The following is a 21,805-nucleotide window of genomic DNA, read 5'->3' on the forward strand; positions in this document are numbered from 1 at the left end:
GGACCATTCACCGCCGATCCCACTCCATACCCACAACGTCATCCCCCAGCCAACCACCGCAAAACCCCCTGCGCCACCCGACGCCCGCTGGCGAAGCACGCCGTCAACAGATACCCCCCCGTCGGCGCCTCCCAGTCCAGCATCTCACCGGCACAGAACACCCCCGGCATCGCTCGCAGCATCAATCCCTCATCCATACCCGCCAGGTCCACACCGCCAGCGGTGCTGATCGCTTCGTCCAAAGGCCGCGTCCGCACCACGCTCAACGGCAGCGCCTTGATCGCGGTCGCCAGGGCACCTGGGTCGGCAAAGGTTTCCTTGGTGGCCAACTCGCGCAACAACGCCGCCTTTACCCCATCAAGCCCCAATTGCCCCTGCAGGTGCCGAGCCATCGACTTCGAGCCACGCGGGCGCTGCAAGGCCGCCAGCACTTTGTCCACAGGCCTGTCCGGCAGCAGGTCCAGATGCAAGGTCGCGCTCCCGGTGCGGTTGATGGCTTCGCGAATCCGCGCCGAACACGCATACACCAGACTGCCCTCGATGCCGCCGGCCGTCAGCACGAACTCGCCCGCGCGCATCGGCTCACCGGCCAGGCTCAAGGCCACGTTCTTCAACGGCGCCCCAGCAAATTTTTCCCGCAGCAGTTCGCTCCATCCCGGCACTTCGAAACCGCAGTTCGATGGCTGCAACGCCTGGATAGCCACGCCGCGCTCGGCCAACCACGGCACCCAGGCCCCATCGGAGCCCAAACGCGCCCAACTGGCACCGCCCAGCGCAAGCACCGTGGCTTGGGGCTCGAGGGAGATTTCCCCCTCGGCGTGAGCGATGCGCAGGCTGCCGTCGGCGTTCCAGCCCAGCCAGCGATGTCGGGTGTGGATAACCACACCGGCGTCGCGCAGCCGCTTGAGCCAGGCGCGCAGCAGTGGCGCAGCCTTCATGTCGGTGGGAAATACCCGGCCGGAGGTGCCGACAAACGTCTGGATCCCCAGGCCATGAATCCACTCGCACAACTGCGCCGCGTCGAAGTCATCCAGCCAGCCTTGCACCTCTTCGGCGCGCTCGGCGTAGCGGGAAACAAACGCGGGGTAGGGTTCTGAATGGGTGATGTTCATGCCACCCACGCCTGCCAGCAGAAACTTGCGTCCGACCGACGGCATGCCGTCGTAGACATCGACGGCCACGCCCGCCTGGCTCAACACTTCGGCAGCCATCAGGCCGGCAGGGCCGCCGCCGATGATGGCGACGCGGGAGGAGGGTGATTGCATGGCAAAAAAGGGTCGACGGCAAAGGGTAGGGAATTCTACACGGGTGCAGCCCGTCAGCCACGCCGCGGGATCACTGTCGCTCCTGCCAGACCTTGGCCGCACTGTGATGCAGGATGCCATGGCGCCGCGCCAGCGCTTCACGGTCCTTGCTGTAGCCACCGCCAATCACGCCCATCACCGCAATGTCACGACCCAGACAGTGACGGATCACCGCCTCGTCGCGCGCCGCCACCCCGGCATCGGTCAGCTTCAGGTACCCCAGGGCATCGTCGGCGTGTACGTCCACGCCGGCGTCGTACAGCACGATGTCGGGCTGGTACAACGGCAGCAGGTAATTGAGGGTGTCATCCACTACCTTCAGATAGTCCGCGTCGTGCATCCCCATGGGCAGCGCGATGTCCCAGTCACTGTGAGCCTTGCGCGCCGGAAAGTTCTTTTCGCAATGCAGCGATACCGTGATGGCGTCCGCAGTGTCGGCCAGGATGCGCGCGGTGCCATCGCCCTGATGCACATCGCAGTCGAAGATCAGCACGCGGCTGACCTTGCCGGCGGCCAGCAGGTAATGGCTGATGACCGCCAGGTCGTTGAAAATGCAGAACCCGGAGGGGAAGTCGTAGTGGGCGTGGTGGGTGCCGCCCGCCAGGTGGCAGGCCAGGCCGTGCTGCAAGGCCTGCTCGGCAGTCAGCAATGAACCGCCCACGGCACGAATCGTGCGCCGAGCCAGCGCCTCACTCCAGGGCAGGCCAAGGCGCCGTTGGTCCTGCGGGGACAACTCGCCGCTCATGTAGCGCTCGATATAGGAAGGATCGTGAGCGAGCGCGAGGATGTCGGCCGGACACAGCTCAGGCCGCAACAGTTGGGCGTCGCTGGTCAGGCCGGTGGCCACCAGGTGGTCGCGCAGCAAGCGGAACTTGTCCATGGGGAAACGATGTTCCGCCGGAAAGTCCGGGCTGTAGTCGTCGTGGTAGATCAGCGGTAATGACATGGTGCGATCTTGCCAGTTGCAGTCAGGGCTGCGCCACCGCAATGGTGAAGAATGAGGAAGTTCGTGGATGACACCGATCATGCAACTGGAAAGTGCCCGGCTGCTGTTGCGCCAGTGGCAGGACAAGGATTTGCCCAAGTTTGCCGAGATGTGCGCCGACCCGCGGGTCATGCGTTACTTTCCGCAAACCTTGAGCCGGCTGGAAAGTGCCGCCGTGATCGGCCGCGTACGTGGGCACTTTGCCGAGAACGGTTATGGGCTATGGGCGCTGGAGCGCAAGGATAACGGCCAGTTCATCGGCTTCACCGGGCTGGGCGAGGTGGGCTTCGACGCACCGTTCACGCCCGCCACCGAAATCGGCTGGCGCCTGGCCTACGAACATTGGGGGCTGGGCTTCGCCAGCGAGGCGGCATGGACCTGTCTGCGCTGCGCCTTTGGCCAACTGGGCATGGAGGAGGTGGTGGCCTTTACCGCTCAGGCCAATCTGCCATCGGAAAAGGTCATGCAGGCCATAGGCATGGTACGGGATCTGGAAGGGGACTTCGATCACCCGAACCTGCCAGGGCATGAGTTGCAGCGCCATATGCTGTATCGGATCACACGCGAGCAATGGCAGCAAACCCTGCACGAGTAATACCACCCACAGCCCCCCCCCGTAGGAGCGGCGTAAAGCCGCGAAGAGGCCACCACTGACACCCCCAGCAAGCAAAGCCGCACCCCCTGTAGGAGCGGCGTAAAGCCGCGAAGAGGCCATCACTGACACACCCCATCAGCAAAAAGCTATCATGGCCCCCATAACGGCCCTGCCTATGCCAAGGAGTTTTGAATGAGCCACGTGTTGGACGATCTGGTCGACCTGCTGAGCCTGGAACCTATCGAAGAAAACCTGTTTCGCGGTCGCAGCCAGGACCTGGGCTTTCGCCAGCTGTTCGGCGGTCAGGTGCTGGGTCAGTCGTTGTCCGCCGCCAGCCAGACGGTCGAGCCGGATCGCCATGTGCACTCGCTGCACGGCTACTTCCTGCGCCCCGGCGACGCGCAACTGCCGGTGGTGTACATGGTCGATCGCGTGCGCGATGGCGGCACCTTCAGCACAAGGCGGGTGACAGCGGTGCAGAAGGGCCAGACCATCTTCACAGGCACCACCTCGTTTCAGTACGACGAAGAAGGCTTCGCTCACCAAAGCGTGATGCCCGAGGTGGTAGGGCCGGAAAACCTGCCCACCGAACTGGACCTGATGCAGCAGGTGGCGCACCTGATTCCTGAGCACATGCGCGACAAACTGCTCTGCGCCAAGCCCATCGAAATGCGTCCGGTGGCCGAACGCGACCCGTACAACCCCACGCCCACCGATCCGATCAAGTACATCTGGTTCCGCGCCGATGGCGCCCTGGCCGACACACCGGCACTGCACAAGTATGTGATGGCCTACGCCTCCGACTTCAACCTGCTGACCACTTCGCTGCTGCCCCATGGCAAATCGGTGTGGCACCGCGACATGCAGATCGCCAGCCTCGACCATTCGCTGTGGTTTCACGGCAACCTGGTGGCCGATGACTGGCTGCTGTATGCCCTGGACAGCCCGTGGGCCGGCAATGCCCGGGGCTTTGCCCGCGGCAGCGTGTACAACCGTGCCGGGCAACTGGTGGCGTCTTCGGCCCAGGAAGGCTTGATTCGTCATCGCAAGGACTGGTCATGAGCCTGCGCGACGTGCGTCACTGGGTGTTCGATATGGACGGCACCCTCACGGTGGCTGTGCACGATTTTGCGGCCATTCGCGAGGCGTTGGGCATCCCGCCCGAAGACGACATCCTGACCCATCTGGCGGCACTGCCTGATGCAGAGTCACGGGCAAAGCATGCCTGGCTGCTGGAGCACGAGCGCGATCTGGCGGTGGCGTCGACCGCCGCGGTCGGCGCCGTTGAACTGGTTCGCGAGCTGGCCGGGCGCGGCCATCGGTTGGGTATTCTGACGCGCAATGCGCGGGAGCTGGCGCACATCACCCTGCAGGCCATTGGCATTGCCGACTGTTTCCATCCCGACGATGTGCTGGGCCGGGAAGACGCCGCACCCAAGCCCGAGCCCGATGGCCTGTTGAAGTTGTCCACAGCCTGGCAGGTGCCGCCCCAGTACATGGTGATGGTGGGGGATTACCAAATGGACCTGCTGGCCGGGCGTGCCGCCGGCACGCGCACGGTGCTGGTGAATCTGCCGGACAATCCCTGGCCCGACCTGGCGGATTGGCATGCGCGAGATTGCGGGGAGTTGCGTGGGTTGATCCAGGGTTAGCGGAGACATTCCCGGCCCCATCGCGGGTGCAACCCGCTCCCACAACTGATCCCTCCAGTCACCCCTCCCCCTGTAGGAGCGGTGTCAAAGCCGCGAAAGCGCCCGCCCCTACACCCCACCTCCAAAATGAACCACCCAGTTCATTCATCCCTAATCCCGCAATAAACCTTCTCTTGCCGACGACTTAATCCAGCCGCCCTGCATCTTTATCATCGCGCACCATCGATCCCCGCCTTCATCAGAGATCCCATGTCCATCCCCACGCGTTACCTCGTCTGCTCCGGCCTTATCGCCTTCACTCCGCTGCTGGCCCAGGCCAGCGACACCCTCACCGGCGACTGGGGCGGCGAGCGCAGCAAGCTGGCCGCTGCCGGCATCAAGCTCAACGGCGACTACGTGTCCGAAACGATGCGCAACTTCCACGGCGGCATCAAGAAAGGCACCCGCTACGCTCAGCAGATTCGCCTCAACGCCCAGTTCGACCTGAGCAAACTGCTGGAAACGGAAAGTGCCGGGGTGGTGCAGTTGACCCTGAATGACCGGCGCGGCAACAGCGCCTCCAACGACCTGGTGGGCAACCGCTTGCCTGCCCAGGAAGTCTACGGCGGCAACTACACACGGATCTCCGAGCTGAGCTACCAGCGCCCCCTCTTCACCGATGGCCTGAGCACCAAGCTCGGTTTCATGCCCATGGGCAATGAATTCGGCGGCATGGGCGTGCTCACCAACTTCGTCAACGCCGGCTTTTGCGCCCACCCGTTGAACATGTCCGGTGGCAGTGGCTGGACCAACTACCCCACCGGCCACTGGGGCGCAGAGTTGAAATACCAACTCGATGCCGACTGGACCCTGCAAACCGCCGTGTTCCAGGTCAATCCGGTCACCAACAGCCGCTCGCGCTACGGGTTTCGCATGAGCACCGTGGGCACCACCGGGGCGATCCTGCCGGTGGAAGCGACCTATACCTACCGAGGCGAACTGCCCGGCCTGTATAAATTCGGCTGGTACTACGACACCTCCAACGTGCAGCGCATCGGTGGCGACAGCAAGGCCAGTGGCCGCAGCGGTTCGTACCTGCTGGCGGACCAGACCGTGTGGCAGGACGCTGGCGACGATGCGCACAACCTGCATCTGTTTGGCCAGGCGACCAACGCCGACGCGGCCACGTCGCCGTTCCGTCATTGGTATTCGGTAGGGCTGGTGCTGAACAAGCCGTTTGCCGATCGCGAAGGCGATACCGTTGGCATTGCCTACGGCCGCGCGGTGGTCAACCCGCGTACCCGCGATATGCAGGAGCAGGCTGCTGCCAATCTGGCGGAGGTCGACGGTATCGATAATCTGGATGGCGGCGAACAGCTGGTGGAAGTCAGCTACGGCGCGCGCATCCAGCCATGGCTGGTGGTGCGCCCCAGCGTGCAGTACGTGGTCGAGCCAGGTGCCTTCTACGGCCAGAAACGCGATAACGCGCTGCTGGCCGGGGTTCAGCTCAAGGTCGCCTTCTGATCACAGGCTCTTGGCATTGAAGGTGTCGCACTGGCTGATCTGCCCCTGGGTGAAGCCAGCCTTGAACCAGCGCACGCGCTGGGCCGACGTGCCATGGGTGAACGAGTCCGGCACCACGCGGCCCTGGCCTTGCTGCTGGAGGCGGTCGTCGCCAATGGCGTTGGCCGCGTTCAGCGCTTCCTCGATGTCACCAGGCTCCAACCAGTTCAGGCGCTTCTGCGCGTTGTTGGCCCACACCCCGGCCAGGCAGTCGGCCTGGAGCTCCTGGCGTACCAGCAAGCCATTGTCGCCTTCCATGCGCTGGCCACGCTGACGGGCCTGCTGCACCTGGGCGGACACCCCGAGCAAGGTCTGCACGTGGTGACCCACTTCATGGGCAATCACGTAGGCCTGGGCGAAGTCACCGGCAGCGCCAAAGCGTTGCGACATCTCCCTGAAGAACGCCATGTCCAGATACACCTGCTGGTCGGCCGGGCAATAGAACGGGCCGCTGGCCGCGGTGGCAAAGCCGCAGGCGGACTGCACCTGACCGCTGAACAGCACCAGTTTCGGGTCCTTGTAGGTCTTGCCGCCTTGCTGGAAGATCTGCTGCCAGGTGTCCTCGGTGTCGCCCAGCACGCTGCTGACGAACTGCGCCTGCTCATCGTTGGCGGCCGGCGCGCGGCGCTGGCTGGTATCCACCGGCGCCGCCTGCTGGCCCTGCCCGGTGAGTTCGCCGAGAATCTGCATCGGATCCTGGCCCGTCAGCAAGCCAAAGCCCACGATCAACACAATCGCGGTCAGGCTCAGGCCCTTGCCGCCCATGCGCATGCCGCCGCCACCGCTGCCGCCACCATCGCCCCGTGCGTCCACCACGTTATCGCTGCGTCGACCTTTCTTCCACAACATGGGCGGCTCCTCAATTATTCACGCATAACCATTTGGGTATGGGTGGGACAGTTCTTTTCAGTATTCGTTGTAGGACATTTCCATGAGACTAGTACGAAGCCTGAAACAGGTCCTCTATAAATCAAATAACAGGAGAACGGCATGTCTTCCCAAGACAGCAGTCGCTTCGTCATCCGTGATCGCAATTGGCACCCCAAAGCCCTGACCCCCGACTACAAGACGTCCACCATGCGTTCGCCGCGCCAGGCGTTGGTGAGCATTCCGCAGTCGGTCAGCGAGACCACCGGTCCCAACTTCTCCCACCTGAAATTCGGCGAGTTCGACCACGATCTGCTGCTCAACTACAACCACGGCGGCCTGCCGGTGGGCGAGCGGATCATTCTGGCCGGGCGCGTTTGTGATCAATTCGGCAAGCCGATTCCCAACACGCTGGTCGAGATGTGGCAAGCCAATGCCGGCGGCCGCTATCGGCACAAGAACGACCGCTATCTGGCACCGCTCGATCCGAACTTCGGGGGCGTCGGTCGCACCCTTACCGACAGCGAGGGCTACTACAGCTTCCGCACCATCAAGCCGGGACCGTACCCATGGCGCAACGGCCCCAACGACTGGCGCCCGGCCCATGTGCACTTCTCCATCAGCGGCCCGTCGATCGCTACCAAGCTGATCACCCAGTTGTATTTCGAGGGCGATCCGCTGATTCCGATGTGCCCCATCGTCAAGTCGATCAACGACCCCGAAGCCGTGCAAAGCCTGATCGCCAAGCTGGACATGGCCAATGCCAATCCCATGGACTGCCTGGCCTATCGCTTCGACATCATCCTGCGCGGACAGCGCAAGACTCACTTCGAAAACCGCTGAGGGGGAATCGACATGCCTATCGAACTGCTTAAAGAAACCCCTTCACAGACTGCCGGCCCCTATGTGCACATTGGCCTGGCGCTGGCGGCGGCGGGCATCGAGCCCCGCGAACACGAGATCTGGAACGAGATGGCCAAGCCTGGCGCGCCGGGTGAGCAGATCCTGCTGCTGGGCAATGTGTATGACGGCAACGGGCATCTGGTGCGCGATTCGTTTCTGGAGCTGTGGCAGGCGGATCATGAGGGCCACTACCACATCGATTTCGACCAGGACAAACCCTTCAACAGCTTCGGCCGAACCGCTACCACCTTCGATGCGGGTGAATGGACGGTGCAGACGGTCAAGCCAGGGGTAGTGAACAACGCCGCCGGGGTGCCGATGGCGCCGCACATCAACATCAGTCTGTTTGCGCGCGGGATCAACATTCACCTGCAGACGCGTTTGTATTTCAGTGATGAAGCCGAGGCCAATGCCAAGGACCCGGTGTTGAACCTGATCGAACAGCCGGCCCGGCGCGAGACCCTGGTGGCGACGCGGTGTGAGGTGGATGGGAAGACGGCGTATCGGTTCGACATGCGGATTCAGGGGGAAGGGGAGACGGTGTTCTTCGATTTCTGATTGGGTTGAATCAGAGGGTTCTGGGGTGCCCAATCGGGCCCCATCGCGGGCAGAGCCCGCTCCCACATATCCCGCGTCGCACCCCCCATCGCGGGTGAACCCCCTCCCACTACCGATATCCCTGTGGGAGCGGGTTCTACCCGCGATGGGGGCGCCTCGGTCCCCTTGCCCTACCTCAATCCCACTTCGGCGCGAAATCCGGGTTTACCAGGCGTTGGTCCTTGGGCAATGCCGCGATGATTCGACGGTCCTCGTCGTCCAGCTGCACCTTCAGTGAATCCAGGTTGCTCTGCTGGTTGGCCTTGCTCGCCGCCTTGGGAATGGCCGCCACATTGGCCTGATCGAGCAACCACTTCAACGCCACCTGCGTCGGCAACACGCCATGCTTCCTGGCGATCTCCTGCAGCTGTGGAATCTCCGACACCTTGTTGCGCACCAGAGGGCTGTAGGCGGTCAGCGCCATGTCGTGCGCCCGGGCATAATCGAGCAGGGCATTCTGACCCAAGGTCACGTGGTACTCGACCTGGATGGCCGCCAGCGGCGCCTTCAATTCTTCCACCACGTGACGCAGCAACGGCAGCGGAAAGTTCGCCACGCCGATGTTCAGCGCGCGCCCGTCCTCTTTGAACGACACCAGGGTGTCGATGGCCGCTTTCACGTCCCAGCCTTCCTGGCCCGGCCAGTGGATGAGAAACAGATCCACATAATCACTTTGCAATGCGCTCAGCGTGTTCTGGAATGACGCGCGCATGGCATCGGGTTGCAGTTTGTCCCACCACACCTTGCTGGTGACATGCAGATCGCTGCGCAGCACGCCGGATTCAGTCAGCGCCCGGCCAACCGCGGCCTCGTTGTTGTAGCCAGCCGCCGTATCGACGTGGCGGTAGCCCAATTCCAGCGCCTGGATGACAGCCGCGGTGCATTCGTCGCCGAGCATGGGCCAGGTGCCGAGGCCCAGTTTAGGCATCTTCAGTTGCTGTGCATTGGTGATGAGTTGCATGTCGATCTCCTTGTCTACTGGCGATTATTCGTAGTGCGTCGCCCCAGCGATATGGCGGGCGGCAACGTAGCCGAATGTGGCGGCGGGGCCCAGGTTGATGCCCCCGGCGGGGTAGTGGCCACCCATGATGCTGGCCATGTCGGTGCCGGCGGCGTAAAGCCCGGCGATAGGCTGGCCTCGGTTGTCGAGTACCTGAGCATGTTGATTGGTGCGCAGGCCGGCGAAGGTGCCGAAGCTGCCCGCTTCAACCTTGACCGCATAAAACGGCCCCTGTTCGATCGGTGCCACGCAGGGGTTGGGTCGATGCAAGGCATCACCCTGTTTGCGGTTGTAGGCCGTACTGCCGCGGCCGAACTCCGGGTCGTGGCCAAGGCGGGCGTGGCGGTTGAAGTTATCCACAGTCTCGCGTAGCCCGACGGGGTCGATACCGCACGCAGCGGCCAGCGCTTCGAGGCTGTCACCGGTTTTCAGGTAGCCGCTGTCGATATGCGGACCCACCGGCAGGGGAAAGGGCCGGGAGATGCCCAGGCCATAGCGGCGCTGGAAGCGATGGCTGCAGATCAGCCACGAAGCGACTTCATTCCCTGGCGCCTGTTCGACCATGGCCCGGGCGTAGTCGTAGTAGCCGTTGGCTTCGTTGACGAAGCGCTTGCCGTTGGCCAGCACCCCGATGATGCCGGGCTTGCCGCGCTCGATGATGTGGGGGAAATGGCCAACGCTGCCATCGCGGTATGGCACCCGCGACACCGGGCACCAGGCGGCGGCCGAGGCCAGATCGGTGGCGACCTGACCGCCTGCGCTTTCCCCCAGGCGCAAGCCGTCGCCGCTGGCGCCCAGAGGTGGCAGCGCCAGGTGTTCGTGCCCCGTGGGCGTGCGCGGAAACAGCGCTCGTCGGCGTTCCATATCGTTCGCAAAGCCACCGGCGGCCAGCACCACAGCCTTGCGCGCACGGATGGCGACCTCGCCTTTGGCGGTCTGCACCACCGCGCCGGTTACCATGGCACCGTCCATGGACAGGCGCCGCGCCGGGGCCGATTCCCACAACAGCACACCCAGATCGTCGGCGGACCTGGCCAAGCGAGCGATCAGCGCCACGCCGTTGACCAGGTGCATCGCACGGCCATGCAGGGTCAGGTCCAGCAGGTGTCGAGTCACGCGCTTGCCCACATGCAGCAGCGAGCGCCACGAGCGGGTCAAGGTGAGAAAAGCGCTGAGGTCGGCGCCCGCCATGATCGGCATGCCGAGAAAAGAGGTTTCCCGCATCGTCCGTCGCAGGCGCTTGAGCAGCTTTCTGTCCATCTGCCGGGCGTCGAAGGGCGCGGCGATCACAGAGCGGCCACCGGTGCCGGCACCCGGGGTATTACCGTGGATGTCGGCAATGGCGTTGCCGTCGGCAAATTGCAGATGGGTGTGCTTTTCGAAGAAGCTGACCATGTGCGGCGCCGCTTCGAGGAAAGCATCCACCCGCGCGGCGTCGAATTGCTCACCCAGTTCGTGCTGCAGATAGGTACGCGGCAGGGCCGGGTCTTCATCGATGCCCGCGCGCCGCGCCAAAGGATTGCGCGGCACCCACATCCAGCCCCCGGACCAGGCCGTGGCCCCGCCGAACACAGGGTCCTTCTCCACCACGATCACCTGCAGTCCGTGGTAGGCGGCGGTGACGGCAGCGGCCAGGCCGGCGGCACCGGAGCCGATCACCAGCACGTCGCAATCCAAGGTTGTCGTCACAGCGCTTTGGGCAGACATCGAGGTATCTCCAGGCTATCGCAGTTCAGGGATTTGTATTTTTCTAGAACCATGTTCCATATTCTATGGATTGCTGCGGTGATCGCCAAGTGTAGAATCGGCGAAATTTTTCAATGCGTTCCACCTTCCAAGAGAGCCTTACCATGGCCGGCAGTCAGATCGAACGGGCCCTGAGCCTGCTTGAAAGCCTCACCCACGAGCCCCGCGGCCAAGCCCTGCAAGCTTTGGCCGAACAGCTGGACATGCCCAAGAGTGCGGCCCATCGCATGCTGGCCGAGTTGACCCGCCTGGGCTACGTGCGCCAGAACGGCGAGACGTTGCGCTATCACCTGTCGACCAAGCTGGTAGCGTTGGGCTTCCAGTATTTGTCCGGCAGCGGTGCCGATATCGTCCAGCCGATTCTCGATCAGTTGGCACAGGACACCGGCGAACTGGTGCGCCTGGGGGTGGTGGAGGGCGACCGGCAGACCTGGATCGCCAAGTCTCAGGGGGCCCGCTCGGGCCTGCGTTACGACCCGGAAATGGGCCGCGATGCGCCGCTGTTCTACACCGCGTCCGGGCACGCCTGGCTGGCCAGTCTCAGCGATGCCAAGGCGTTGGCGCTGGTGGAGCAGCAAGGCATTGCCAACCGTGAAGACTTCGGCCCCAATGCCCCGCGCTCCAATGCCGACCTGCTGGAGCGTCTGCGCATCGCCCGCGAGGCAGGCTATGCCTGGGTGGTCGAGAGTTCGGCACTGGGGACTTCGGCGTTGGCGGCGGTGATACGCCATCCGGTGGATGGGCATGTGGTGGGGGTGTTGAGCGTGGCCGGTCCCAGCGCGCGGTTGTCCGAGGCACGTATGCATGCGTTGGCAGCGGGCTTGTTGGCGGCGGCTGGGGAGTTGTCGCGGGTCAGTGTGGCATCGGAACTGTTCAGTTAGGTTTGGGGGCGGTGGTGCGGCCTTCGCGGCTGTACGCCGCTTCTACGGGCCGCTTCTGTAGGAGCGGCGTCCAGCAGCGAAGGCGCCCTCAACTCCCCAAAAAAGACCCCTTGAAAAATTATAGAACTCAGTTCTAAATAACTGGAGAAAACAAAAACCAAGGACCTCATCGTGACCACCCCCCTGCGAATCGCCCTGATCGGCGCCGGCATCATGGGCCGCCAGCACTACCATCATCTGCACTCCCTGACGTCGGCTCAGCTGTGCGCCATCGCCGACCCAGGGCCCCAAGCTGCCGCCTTCGCCAGCGAATGCGCCGTGCCCTGGTTTGCAGATCACCGGCAGATGCTCGAGCAGGTGGCGCCCGACGCGGTCATCGTCGCAAACCCCAACGCGTTGCATGTCAGCACTGCCCTGGACTGTGTCGCCGCAGGGGTCCCGGTGCTGCTGGAAAAGCCGGTGGGAGTGAACCTGGACGAGGTGAGCGAACTGGTCGCCGCCAGTGCTGCCAGGGGCGTGCCGATTCTGGTGGGCCATCACCGCCGCCACAATCCGCTGATCAAACGAGCCCATGAGCTGGTGCACAGTGGGGTGCTGGGGCGTCTGACCACGGTCACCGCGCTGTGGCAGCTGCAAAAGCCCGACAGCTATTTCGATGTCGCCTGGCGCCGCGAGGCGGGTGCGGGAATGCTGTTGACCAACCTGATTCACGATCTGGACCTGCTGCGTCACCTGTGTGGCGAGGTCCGGCAGGTGCAGGCGTTCACCAGTAATGCTGTGCGCGGCTTCGGTAATGAGGACAGTGCGGCGGTGCTGTTGCAGTTCGAGAACGGCGCCCTTGGCACGCTGACGGCGTCCGATGGCGTGGCGGCGCCGTGGAGTTGGGAGCTGGACTCGGGCGAAAACCCGGTGTATCCGCGTCAAGCCGACCAGCCCTGCTATCTGCTTGCAGGCACCGAGGGCGCTTTGAGCGTGCCGCAGCTCAAGCGCTGGCATTACGCGGACACGGGGGCTGGATGGCATGAGCCGCTGTTGCAGGTGCAAGAGACGTTCACCGCCGACGAAGCGCTGCGTTTGCAGTTGTTGCATTTCATCGAGGTGGCACAGGGCCGTGTGCAGCCGCTGGTAAGCGTGGCGGATGGCGCCCGGACGTTGGCGCTGGTGGAGGCCATCGCCGAGGCGGGGCGCAGTGGGCGGGCCTGTGTGCCGAGGGTGGTGGGGCAGGGTTGAGATTTGTGGTGAATGGTCCCCTCACCCCAGCCCTCTCCCTGAGGGAGAGGGAGCTAAAAGCGATCGAGGTGGTCCGGACACCGCCGTACGGCTCCCTCTCCCTCGGGGAGAGGGGGCTAAAGGCGATCGAGGTGGTCCGGACACCGCCGTACGGCTCCCTCTCCCTCAGGGAGAGGGCTGGGGTGAGGGGACCATCCACCACAAATCCCCCGCCAAGCCCCATCCCACCAACACCACCAACGCCACCAACGCCACCAACTCCCCCACCAGGACCCCAACCATGCCCCAACGTCCCATCTCCCTCGCCGCCCTCACCGTCCTCGAAATCTCCCCTCCGGACATGGTCGAAGTCGCCGCCCGCGCCGGCTACACCCACGTTGGCCTGCGCACCGAGCCCGCCACCCCCGAGGAATACCACTACCCCCTGCTGCGCGACACCTCCCTGCAACGTCAGACCGCCGAGCGCCTGCGCGACACCGGCATCAAGGTGCTGGACATCGAAATTCTGCGCCTGAAGCCCTCCACCCAGGTCGCCGATTTCGAAGCCCATCTGGCCCTGGGTGCCGAATTCGGGGCCAGCGAACTGCTGGTGGCCGGCAATGACCCGGACCTGCAGCGGGCCAGTGACAACTTCGCCCAGCTGTGCGACCTGGCGCGCCCTTATGGCATCCGTCCCCACCTGGAGTTCATGCCCTGGACCGACAGCCCCGACCTGACCAGCGCCATCGAGCTGGTGGAGCGGGCTGGACCCGACAATGGCTGCATCCTCATCGACGCCTTTCACTTCAACCGCTCCGGTTCGCGTCTGGAAGACCTGCGGCAGGTGGCGCCGCAGCGCATGCACTATGCCCAGTTGTGCGATGTGGCCGGGCCGCGGCCTGATGACATGGCCGAGATCCTGCGCCAGGCGCGCCAGGAGCGGCGCTTTCCGGGAGAGGGCGATTGCGATTTGCTGGGGCTGTTGCGTGCTTTGCCCAAGGATATTGCGTTGAGCCTGGAGATCCCTACAGCGCGCTTGTTGGAACAGGGAGTCAGTGCCTATGAGCGGGCGAAGATGGCCTTGGATCGGACGCGGGAAGTTCTGGGGCGGGTGTAGGGTGTAGGGTGTCAGTGGCGGACTCTTCGCGGCTTTACGCCGCTCCTACAGGGATGGTGGGCGATGGGTGAGCGCAACCTGAACTCGGGTACAAAAAAAAGGAGGCCACCAGGGCCTCCCGAGAGGTCAAACCTGCATCACGAAACCTGAGGCACCTTGCGCGGCGCCATCAGGTACAGCCAGATCAGAGCAATGAAATACATCGCCGGAATAATCAGGAACAGCACCGTGTAGTTGTTGTGAGTCACCGTCAGGATGTAGCCCACCACCTGGGTCATGAACATCCCGCCCACTGCGGCGCACATCCCGCCGAAGCCGAACACGGTGCTCATCATGTGCTTGGGCGTGTAGTCCATGACCACACTCCAGATGTTCGCGGTCCACGCCTGGTGCGCGGCGATGGCCAGGGAAATTGCCGCCACAGCCACCCACAGGTTCGTCGCGCCGGCGGCGAACACCACGCTGATGATCGACACGGCAAACACCAGCATCGACAGCAACCGCGCCTTCACCGGCTGCATGCCGCGGCCGATCAGGAACGACGACAGCACACCGCCGCCCACGCTGCCCACGTCGGCGCACAGGTAGATGATGATCAACGGAATACCCATCTGGGTCACGTTGATGCCCAACTGGTACTGCTGATTGAGGAACGGCGGCAGCCAGTACAGATAGAACCAGAACACGGGCGCGGTCATCATGAAGGCGCCCGCGAAGGCCCAGGTGCCGCGCATGGTCATGATCTTCCAGAACGGCACGCCCGGCTGTTCCGGCTCGGCCTCGTCCTGAATGTAGTCCAGCTCACTGTCCTTGACCCGCGGGTGCTTGTCCGGGTCGAAATACTTAAGTCCCCAGAACACTGCCCAGGCCAGGCCGAGCAGGGCGATGGTCAGAAACGCCGCCTGCCAGCCCCAGACACTGAGGATCAACGGCAGCATCATCGGCGTGAGCAGCGCGCCAACGTTGGTGCCGGCGTTGAAGATGCCGGTGGCCACGGCGCGCTCCTTGGCCGGGAACCACAGCCGGGTGGTCTTCACGCATGCCGGGTAGTTCGCCGCTTCGGTCATCCCCAGAATGAACCGGCAGACCATGAAGCCCACGGCCGAGGTGGCCAGGCCATGAGCGCCGGTGGCCAGGCTCCACAGCAGCACGGCGCCGAAGAACACCCGCTTGACGCCGATCTTGTCGATTAACCGACCTTGCAGCAGGAAGCCGATGGCGTAGCCCACCTGGAACCAGAAATTGATGTTGGCGTAGTCCATCGCCGTCCAGCTCATCTCCTTGGCCAGGATCGGCTGCATCACACCCAGGGCGGCGCGGTCGATGTAGTTCAGGGTGGTGGCGAAGAACACCAGCGCGAGCATGCCCCAGCGGGTCTTGCCCACGGCGGCACCGGCCTTGACCATGTCCTTGAAGCCGACTTTGGCAGCGGGTGCCTGTGGGGCACGGGGCAGGGCAGAACTGTTGGGTTGAGTCATTGCGTTGGACCATCCGTACTTGCGCGGTGGACATGAGCCACCGCCGAACTTCGACTGAGCGCCAGGCGTCTTGGCGGTGCGCCGCACTTTCGGCACGACGACGCAGTCTGATACAGGGCGTGCACGGTATCAGAGACGCAGGGGAATTGGCGCGCTCGGCGCGAGCAAACGTGCTTAGTGCAGGTTTGGCGCCAGCAGCGGTTCGCGGTGCAAGGAGGGGGGAGCTGACACGGAAAGTAGGCGCATGAGTGGTTACCTGATTCTTGAAATTTTTATGGGGTCTGTACCGAAGCGCCACGTTGCACTTCGGTTCGTCGGTTGGCGCAGTGCCGTTCGACCAGCTTCACTGTTGGGGTGGATGTTGCGCACTGAGGCCGTTTGGCGCAATCGATCAGGGCCGTAAGTGGTCGATAATCGCACGCAAAACTAACTGGTTCGTACGTGTCCAATTGAGGTATAAAATCCTCACAAATAATTCCTTCACCACGGTTTCGTTGGCCTGCAGAGCAGCCGGCGGGGCTGATATAAAGGCTCGTCGTTGAGGCCGCCACGCACATCGCGTAAGACCTCGAGCAGCCTATTGGAGCTTGCCCATGCAGCGTTCGATCGCCACCGTCTCCCTGAGCGGTACCCTGCCGGAAAAACTCGAAGCCATCGCCGCAGCGGGCTTCGACGGCGTCGAAATATTCGAGAATGACCTGCTCTATTACGACGGCAGCCCACGGGAAGTACGGCAGATGTGCGCCGACCTGGGCATCGCCATCACCCTGTTTCAGCCGTTTCGCGACTTCGAAGGCGGCAACCGCTCGCGCATGGCGCGCAATTTCGATCGGGCCGAGCACAAGTTCGACCTGATGCAGGAACTGGGTACCGACCTGGTGCTGGTGTGCAGCAATACCGCGGCCGATTCCCTGGGCGAGCAGCAGATTCTGGTCGACGATCTGCGCCAACTGGCCGAGCGTGCCGACAAGCGTGGCTTGCGCATCGGCTACGAAGCGCTGGCCTGGGGCCGTCATGTGAACACCTATCAGCAGGTGTGGGACATCGTTCGGCAGGCCGACCACAAGGCACTGGGCGTGCTGCTCGACAGCTTCCATACCCTGTCGCTCAAGGGTGACCCGAGCGCCATCGCCGACATTCCCGGCGACAAGATCTTCTTCGTGCAGATGGCCGACGCCCCGATCCTGGCCATGGACGTGCTGGAGTGGAGCCGTCACTTCCGCTGCTTCCCGGGCCAGGGCGAATTCGATCTGCCGGGCTTTCTCGCGCCTATCATCAAGACCGGCTATACCGGCCCGCTGTCGCTGGAGATCTTCAACGACGGCTTCCGCGCCGCGCCACCTCGGGCCAATGCCGCCGATGGCCTGCGTTCGCTGCTGTATCTGGAAGAGAAAACCCGCAAGCTGCTGGAGCAGGAAGCCACCCCGGTGGCGAACCTGGACATCCTCTTCGCGCCGCCCGAAGCCGATGAGTACAAGGGCATCGAGTTCCTCGAGTTCGCCGTCGACGAAGCGCTGGGTGCCAAACTCAGCCACTGGCTGCAACAGCTGGGCTTCGCCAAGGCCGGCCAGCACCGCTCCAAGAACGTCAGCCTGCTGCGCCAGGGTGACATCAACCTGATCCTCAATGCCGAACCCTATTCATTCGCCCACAACTTCTTCGAGTCCCATGGGCCGTCGTTGTGTGCCACGGCGCTGCGGGTCAAGGACAGTGCCAAGGCGCTGGAGCGGGCAGTAGCCTACAAGGGTCAGCCGTTTCGCGGGCTGGTGGGTCCGAACGAGCGCCAACTGGCAGCCGTGCGCGCCCTGGATGGCAGCCTGATCTACCTGGTGGACGAGGCCAGCGAAGGTCCGACCATCTACGACACCGATTTCAGCCTCAGCCCACAGGCCCCAGCGCCTGGCCTGCTCAAGTCCATCGACCACATGGCCATGGCCATTCCGCCGGACACGCTGGACAGTTGGGTGCTGTTCTACAAGACCGTACTGGATTTCAAGGCCGACGACGAAGTGGTGCTGCCCGACCCCTACGGCCTGGTGAAAAGCCGCGCAGTACGCAGCCGCTGCAGCTCGATCCGTCTGCCCCTGAACATTTCCGAGAATCGCAACACGGCCATTTCCCATGCCTTGTCGACTTACCGTGGCTCGGGTGTGCACCACATTGCGTTCGACTGCGACGATATCTTCGCGGCGGTCAGCAAAGCCAAGGAAGCCGGTGTGGCGCTGTTGGACATTCCGCTGAACTACTACGACGACCTGGGCGCGCGCTTCGATTTCGATGACGAATTCCTCAGTGAGCTGGCGTATTACAACGTCTTGTACGACCGTGACGCGAACGGTGGCGAACTGTTTCACGTGTACACCGAACCGTTCGAAGAGCGTTTCTTCTTCGAAGTGCTGCAGCGTCGCGGTGGCTATCAGGGTTACGGCGCCGCCAACGTTGCCGTGCGCCTGTCGGCCATGGCCAAGGCCCGTGCCGGTGGCGTGCGTCACGCCAAGCTGTAGCCGGGCCAGCCCGTGCCGTTGCCACGGTGCGGGCTTCCCATGGCCGCGCGTGGCGCTTCATAATTGCCACTGACCAACGAAGGCCGTGACCCAGCATGACAATAATGACAGAGGCCAGCGTGGAACCCGCCGAAGCGCCTCGCAAGCCGCGCAAGAACAACCCCGAAAAAACCCGCGAGAACATTCTGCAGGCCGCCATTACCGAGTTCGTTCAACAAGGGCTGGCGGGCGCGCGGGTGGACGCGATCGCCGAGCGCACGCACACTTCCAAGCGCATGATCTATTACTATTTCACCAGCAAGGAGCAGCTGTACCTGGAGGTGCTGGAAAAACTCTACGGAGACATTCGCGGCACCGAGGCCAAGCTGCACCTGGATGAGCTGTCGCCGGTGGAAGGCATTCGTCGGCTGGTGGAGTTCAGCTTCGATCACCACGACCGCAACGAAGATTTCGTACGCATCGTGTGCAACGAGAACATGCACAAGGGCGAGTACGTCAGGAAGTCCAAAAGCATTCGCGAATTGAACAAGACCGTGCTGATCGCCCTGGGCAACCTGTTGCGCCGCGGCACCGAGCAGGGCGTGTTTCGCCCGGGTCTGGATGCCATGGACGTGCATTTGATGATCAGCTCGTTCTGCTTTTACCGAGTGTCGAACAAACACACCTTCGGTGAGCTGTTTCAGGTGGATTTCAACGAGGCGGGGCTCAAACAGCACCATCGCGAGATGCTGTGCGAATCGTTGTTGCGGTTCATCAAAGTCTAAGGCCAGGCATGCCGACGCCTTCGCGGCTTCACGCCGCTCCTACAGGCGCCCCCCTGTAGGAGCGGCGTACAGCCGCGAAACCGCCCCCCCCCCGCCCCCACAAATCCCACCCCCACCCACAATCCCCTGTGGGAGCGGGTTCTACCCGCGATGAGGCCCGCCCGGCCTACCCATTCATCTCGGCAAAATGCGCCATCATTCGCTCAGCATCCGCCTGCGCACCACTGAACAACTCAAACGCCTTCACCGCCTGAAACACCGCCATGGTGCCCCCGTCCAGCGTGCGGCAACCCAGTGCCCTGGCTTCGCGCAGCAGTTCGGTTTCCAGCGGAAAGTAAACGATTTCAGCCACCCACAACGGCTCCCGGAGGGCTTCCTTGGGCACCGGCATACCGGGCAGTTTGGCCATGCCCATCGGCGTGGTATTGACCAGCCCATCGGCCTCGGCGAGGGCCTCCAGCAAATCACCGCCCACTTGCGCGGGGTTGCCGGAAAAGTGCTGGTTGAGGTTGTCGGCCAGCGCCTGCGCCCGCGCTGGTTCCACGTCGAAGATGCTCAATTGCTGCACACCTTCCAGCAACAAGGCATGGGCCACTGCGGCACCGGCACCGCCGGCGCCCATCTGCACCACGCGGTCACGCTTGGCATCGTGCATGCCGCGGCGAAAGCCTTCGGCAAAGCCCAGGCAGTCGGTATTGTGGCCAACACGCTTGCCGTCCTTGAGCACCACGGTATTGACCGCGCCGATCCCGGCCGCCTCGGGCGACAGGTCATCGAGCAGGGGAATGATGGCCTGCTTGGCAGGGAAGGTAATGTTCAGGCCGGTGAAACTCATGCGCTGGGCGGCTGTAAGCAGATCTTCCAGCGCGCTGTTATCCAGCTTCAGGACATCCAGGTCGATCAGTCGATAGACATAGCCCAAGCCCTGGGCCGCCCCTTCACGCTCATGCATGGCGGGGGTGCGGGACTGTTGAATACCGGCGCCAATCAGGCCCGCCAGAATGCTGTTGCGGCTCATCGGGTGACTCCATTGTTATTGTTGGATGCAATGGAGATAAATTGTACTAACCGGTTAATTACGTCAAATCATTTTGTCGAGGTCGTCGCCTTGCCCGGATGACCGGAGACATTGGCACCGGCATCCTTGGGCAGTTTCCACAAATCGAACATCGACACCAGGGTCAACACACCGACCATGGCGAACGCCAGGTGATAGCTGGCCAACGATTCACCGTCCACCCCCAGCACAGATTCGCTCAAACGCAGGAAAATCACCGCCAATGCCACACCCAGACCGAATGCCAATTGCTGAGTCATGCTGAACAGGGTGTTGGCCGAGGACATCAAGGGTGCGGGCATATCGGCGAAGGCCATGCTGCTGTAGGCGGTGAAACCCATGGACCGGGCCATGCCCGACACCAGCAGTACCGGCAGGATGATCGTCAATGAGGTGCCGGGAGTCATCAATGCGCAGGCAAAAGTGGTAGCGGTGAGCACCAGGCTGCTGCCGATCAAGGTGGTACGAAAACCGTGGCGGCGCAGTACCCAGGCGGTCATCGGTTTCATGCCGATGTTGCCGGCGAACAAGGTCAGCACCAGCAGGCCGGCGGTGAAGGCGTCATAGCCGAAGCCGAGCTGGAACATCAAGGGCAGCAGGAACGGATGGGCGCTGACCATGGCGCGAAACAGCGAGCCGCCATTGAAGGTGACCGAGTAGGTCTTGATCTTCAGCGCATCGAGTTTCAGCAGCGGCGTTGGGTGGCGATTGAAGTGGCGAAACATGGCCCACAACAGGATCGCGCTGGTGGCCAGCATGACGTACCCGTGCCAGTCCCGCGGCGCCTGGCCCAGATAATCGAGACCAAACAGCAGGCCGACACAGGCCAGGGCACACAGTACGAAACCCAAGGTGTCGAAGGGCCTGACCTGGCCTTCCTGGTGTCCGCCGGGCATGAGCTTGTAGGCGCATACCAGAGCGATCAGACCCAGCGGCAGGTTGAGCAGGAAGATCCAGTGCCAGGATGCGTAGGTGGCAATGAAGCCGCCGATCGGTGGCCCCAGCACCGGTGCGACCAGTCCGGGCCAGGTGATGAAGGCAATGGCGGTGAGCAGATCGGATTTTTCGGTGTTGCGCAGCACCGCCAGTCGGCCCACCGGCACCATCATCGCCCCGCCAATGCCTTGCAGCACCCGCGCGGCGGTGAATTGCCAGAGCTCCTGGGAGGCGGCGCACAACACCGACGCGAAGGTGAACAGCGCCAGCGCCGCCATGAACACCCGACGATGCCCCCAGCGGTCGGCCACCCACCCACTGCCGGGGATGAAGATGGCCAGGGTCATGACATAGGCGGTAATGCCGATGTTGAGGTCCACTGCAGTGGCGCGGAAAGACTTCGCCATGTCCGGCAAGGCGGTGACGATAACCGTAGCGTCGAGGTTTTCCATGAAGAACGCAGCGGCCACGAGCAGGGCCATGAGGCGGGAGCGCGACGCGGACAGCCGGGGGATGGCGGGAGCGTTCAAATGGGAGTCTCCGTGACAGGTAACATTTGGTTACTTTCTATCACGGATGGGGAGGGGTGGGGCTAGGGTGGGTGCGGAAATCTGCGGATACAGACGATCCGCTTTTAGCCCCCTCTGCCTCAGGGAGAGGGTTGGGGT

19 protein-coding genes are annotated in these 21,805 nt (G+C 63.3%); 11 read left to right on the forward strand and 8 right to left on the reverse strand.

Annotation, left to right across the window (positions count from 1 at the left end):
* Nucleotides 1-38: 38 nt before the first annotated feature.
* Both B3397_RS15805 and B3397_RS15810 read right to left on the reverse strand, forming a co-directional pair.
* On the reverse strand, nt 39-1,265 hold the full coding sequence (locus B3397_RS15805; RefSeq protein ID WP_296251771.1) for a TIGR03862 family flavoprotein: 1,227 nt from the start codon (nt 1,263-1,265) through the stop codon (nt 39-41).
* Nucleotides 1,266-1,335: 70 nt separating this feature from the next.
* Complete coding sequence (locus B3397_RS15810; RefSeq protein ID WP_296251772.1) at nt 1,336-2,250, reverse strand: histone deacetylase family protein; 915 nt, start codon at nt 2,248-2,250, stop codon at nt 1,336-1,338.
* A gap of 67 nt (nt 2,251-2,317) precedes the next feature.
* Here B3397_RS15810 and B3397_RS15815 point away from each other — a divergent pair, with 67 nt between their 5' ends.
* The 4 genes from B3397_RS15815 (at nt 2,318) to B3397_RS15830 (ending at nt 6,039) form a co-directional block, all read left to right on the forward strand.
* Nucleotides 2,318-2,884, forward strand: a complete 567-nt coding sequence (locus tag B3397_RS15815) for a GNAT family N-acetyltransferase (protein WP_296251775.1) — start codon at nt 2,318-2,320, stop codon at nt 2,882-2,884.
* Between the two features lie 192 nt (nt 2,885-3,076).
* Complete coding sequence (tesB, locus tag B3397_RS15820; protein ID WP_296251777.1) at nt 3,077-3,946, forward strand: acyl-CoA thioesterase II; 870 nt, start codon at nt 3,077-3,079, stop codon at nt 3,944-3,946.
* Nucleotides 3,943-4,536 (forward strand): HAD family hydrolase, encoded by a 594-nt coding sequence (locus B3397_RS15825; protein WP_296251779.1) that lies wholly within the window; start codon nt 3,943-3,945, stop codon nt 4,534-4,536. The genes tesB and B3397_RS15825 overlap by 4 nt, the downstream gene beginning before the upstream one ends.
* A 249-nt stretch (nt 4,537-4,785) precedes the next feature.
* Nucleotides 4,786-6,039, forward strand: coding sequence for a carbohydrate porin (locus tag B3397_RS15830; RefSeq protein WP_296251780.1), 1,254 nt, complete (start codon nt 4,786-4,788; stop codon nt 6,037-6,039).
* On the opposite strand, the gene B3397_RS15835 is transcribed toward B3397_RS15830, so the two are convergent.
* On the reverse strand, nt 6,040-6,927 hold the full coding sequence (locus B3397_RS15835) for a KPN_02809 family neutral zinc metallopeptidase (protein ID WP_296251782.1): 888 nt from the start codon (nt 6,925-6,927) through the stop codon (nt 6,040-6,042).
* 141 nt (nt 6,928-7,068) lie between these two features.
* On the opposite strand from B3397_RS15835, the gene pcaH reads away from it, so the two are divergent.
* Together pcaH and pcaG are read left to right on the forward strand one after the other, a co-directional pair.
* On the forward strand, nt 7,069-7,788 hold the full coding sequence (gene pcaH / locus B3397_RS15840; protein ID WP_296251784.1) for a protocatechuate 3,4-dioxygenase subunit beta: 720 nt from the start codon (nt 7,069-7,071) through the stop codon (nt 7,786-7,788).
* A gap of 12 nt (nt 7,789-7,800) precedes the next feature.
* Complete coding sequence (gene pcaG / locus B3397_RS15845) at nt 7,801-8,406, forward strand: protocatechuate 3,4-dioxygenase subunit alpha (RefSeq protein WP_296251786.1); 606 nt, start codon at nt 7,801-7,803, stop codon at nt 8,404-8,406.
* A gap of 175 nt (nt 8,407-8,581) precedes the next feature.
* Here the strand turns inward: pcaG and B3397_RS15850 are convergent, their stop codons facing one another.
* A complete protein-coding gene (locus B3397_RS15850; protein WP_296251788.1) occupies nt 8,582-9,406 on the reverse strand; it encodes an aldo/keto reductase in 825 nt (274 codons plus the stop codon).
* A gap of 24 nt (nt 9,407-9,430) precedes the next feature.
* A complete protein-coding gene (locus tag B3397_RS15855; RefSeq protein WP_296251790.1) occupies nt 9,431-11,152 on the reverse strand; it encodes an FAD-dependent oxidoreductase in 1,722 nt (573 codons plus the stop codon).
* A 143-nt stretch (nt 11,153-11,295) separates the two neighbouring features.
* Here B3397_RS15855 and B3397_RS15860 point away from each other — a divergent pair, with 143 nt between their 5' ends.
* The 3 genes from B3397_RS15860 to B3397_RS15870 all read left to right on the forward strand — a co-directional run bounded on the left by B3397_RS15860 (nt 11,296) and on the right by B3397_RS15870 (nt 14,398).
* Complete coding sequence (locus tag B3397_RS15860) at nt 11,296-12,072, forward strand: IclR family transcriptional regulator (protein WP_296251792.1); 777 nt, start codon at nt 11,296-11,298, stop codon at nt 12,070-12,072.
* Nucleotides 12,073-12,243: 171 nt separating this feature from the next.
* On the forward strand, nt 12,244-13,302 hold the full coding sequence (locus B3397_RS15865) for a Gfo/Idh/MocA family protein (protein WP_296251794.1): 1,059 nt from the start codon (nt 12,244-12,246) through the stop codon (nt 13,300-13,302).
* A gap of 280 nt (nt 13,303-13,582) precedes the next feature.
* Nucleotides 13,583-14,398: a sugar phosphate isomerase/epimerase family protein gene (locus B3397_RS15870; protein WP_296251795.1), complete on the forward strand. Its 816-nt coding sequence runs from the start codon at nt 13,583-13,585 to the stop codon at nt 14,396-14,398.
* Nucleotides 14,399-14,535: 137 nt separating this feature from the next.
* On the opposite strand, the gene B3397_RS15875 is transcribed toward B3397_RS15870, so the two are convergent.
* Nucleotides 14,536-15,876 carry an MFS transporter gene (locus tag B3397_RS15875; protein ID WP_296251796.1) on the reverse strand — a complete coding sequence of 447 codons (1,341 nt, stop codon included), beginning with the start codon at nt 15,874-15,876 and terminating at the stop codon, nt 14,536-14,538.
* A 593-nt stretch (nt 15,877-16,469) separates the two neighbouring features.
* On the opposite strand from B3397_RS15875, the gene quiC reads away from it, so the two are divergent.
* Entirely contained in the window at nt 16,470-18,380 is a 1,911-nt protein-coding gene (gene quiC, locus B3397_RS15880) for a 3-dehydroshikimate dehydratase QuiC (protein ID WP_296251798.1), read from the forward strand.
* Nucleotides 18,381-18,475: 95 nt separating this feature from the next.
* Nucleotides 18,476-19,144: a TetR family transcriptional regulator gene (locus tag B3397_RS15885; protein WP_296251799.1), complete on the forward strand. Its 669-nt coding sequence runs from the start codon at nt 18,476-18,478 to the stop codon at nt 19,142-19,144.
* A 166-nt stretch (nt 19,145-19,310) separates the two neighbouring features.
* Here the strand turns inward: B3397_RS15885 and B3397_RS15890 are convergent, their stop codons facing one another.
* The gene (locus tag B3397_RS15890) at nt 19,311-20,162 is read right to left on the reverse strand and encodes a shikimate dehydrogenase (protein ID WP_296251802.1); all 852 of its coding nucleotides are present in this window, start codon (nt 20,160-20,162) and stop codon (nt 19,311-19,313) included.
* A 68-nt stretch (nt 20,163-20,230) separates the two neighbouring features.
* A complete protein-coding gene (locus B3397_RS15895) occupies nt 20,231-21,667 on the reverse strand; it encodes an MFS transporter (RefSeq protein ID WP_349679029.1) in 1,437 nt (478 codons plus the stop codon).
* Nucleotides 21,668-21,805: the final 138 nt, after the last annotated feature.

The organism is Pseudomonas sp. UBA4194 (assembly GCF_002379585.1).
GTDB lineage: Bacteria > Pseudomonadota > Gammaproteobacteria > Pseudomonadales > Pseudomonadaceae > Aquipseudomonas.

What these genes read in the sequence shown, in the direction of transcription:
- B3397_RS15830 (WP_296251780.1), top strand. Translation starts at nt 4,786, where the DNA reads ATGTCCATCCCCACGCGTTACCTCGTCTGCTCCGGCCTTATCGCCTTC.
- B3397_RS15835 (WP_296251782.1), bottom strand. Translation starts at nt 6,927, where the DNA reads ATGTTGTGGAAGAAAGGTCGACGCAGCGATAACGTGGTGGACGCACGG.
- B3397_RS15870 (WP_296251795.1), top strand. Translation starts at nt 13,583, where the DNA reads ATGCCCCAACGTCCCATCTCCCTCGCCGCCCTCACCGTCCTCGAAATC.
- B3397_RS15855 (WP_296251790.1), bottom strand. Translation starts at nt 11,152, where the DNA reads ATGTCTGCCCAAAGCGCTGTGACGACAACCTTGGATTGCGACGTGCTG.
- B3397_RS15890 (WP_296251802.1), bottom strand. Translation starts at nt 20,162, where the DNA reads ATGAGCCGCAACAGCATTCTGGCGGGCCTGATTGGCGCCGGTATTCAA.
- tesB (WP_296251777.1), top strand. Translation starts at nt 3,077, where the DNA reads ATGAGCCACGTGTTGGACGATCTGGTCGACCTGCTGAGCCTGGAACCT.
- pcaG (WP_296251786.1), top strand. Translation starts at nt 7,801, where the DNA reads ATGCCTATCGAACTGCTTAAAGAAACCCCTTCACAGACTGCCGGCCCC.
- B3397_RS15825 (WP_296251779.1), top strand. Translation starts at nt 3,943, where the DNA reads ATGAGCCTGCGCGACGTGCGTCACTGGGTGTTCGATATGGACGGCACC.
- B3397_RS15885 (WP_296251799.1), top strand. Translation starts at nt 18,476, where the DNA reads ATGACAATAATGACAGAGGCCAGCGTGGAACCCGCCGAAGCGCCTCGC.
- B3397_RS15815 (WP_296251775.1), top strand. Translation starts at nt 2,318, where the DNA reads ATGACACCGATCATGCAACTGGAAAGTGCCCGGCTGCTGTTGCGCCAG.
- B3397_RS15875 (WP_296251796.1), bottom strand. Translation starts at nt 15,876, where the DNA reads ATGACTCAACCCAACAGTTCTGCCCTGCCCCGTGCCCCACAGGCACCC.
- quiC (WP_296251798.1), top strand. Translation starts at nt 16,470, where the DNA reads ATGCAGCGTTCGATCGCCACCGTCTCCCTGAGCGGTACCCTGCCGGAA.
- B3397_RS15810 (WP_296251772.1), bottom strand. Translation starts at nt 2,250, where the DNA reads ATGTCATTACCGCTGATCTACCACGACGACTACAGCCCGGACTTTCCG.
- B3397_RS15860 (WP_296251792.1), top strand. Translation starts at nt 11,296, where the DNA reads ATGGCCGGCAGTCAGATCGAACGGGCCCTGAGCCTGCTTGAAAGCCTC.
- B3397_RS15805 (WP_296251771.1), bottom strand. Translation starts at nt 1,265, where the DNA reads ATGCAATCACCCTCCTCCCGCGTCGCCATCATCGGCGGCGGCCCTGCC.
- B3397_RS15850 (WP_296251788.1), bottom strand. Translation starts at nt 9,406, where the DNA reads ATGCAACTCATCACCAATGCACAGCAACTGAAGATGCCTAAACTGGGC.
- pcaH (WP_296251784.1), top strand. Translation starts at nt 7,069, where the DNA reads ATGTCTTCCCAAGACAGCAGTCGCTTCGTCATCCGTGATCGCAATTGG.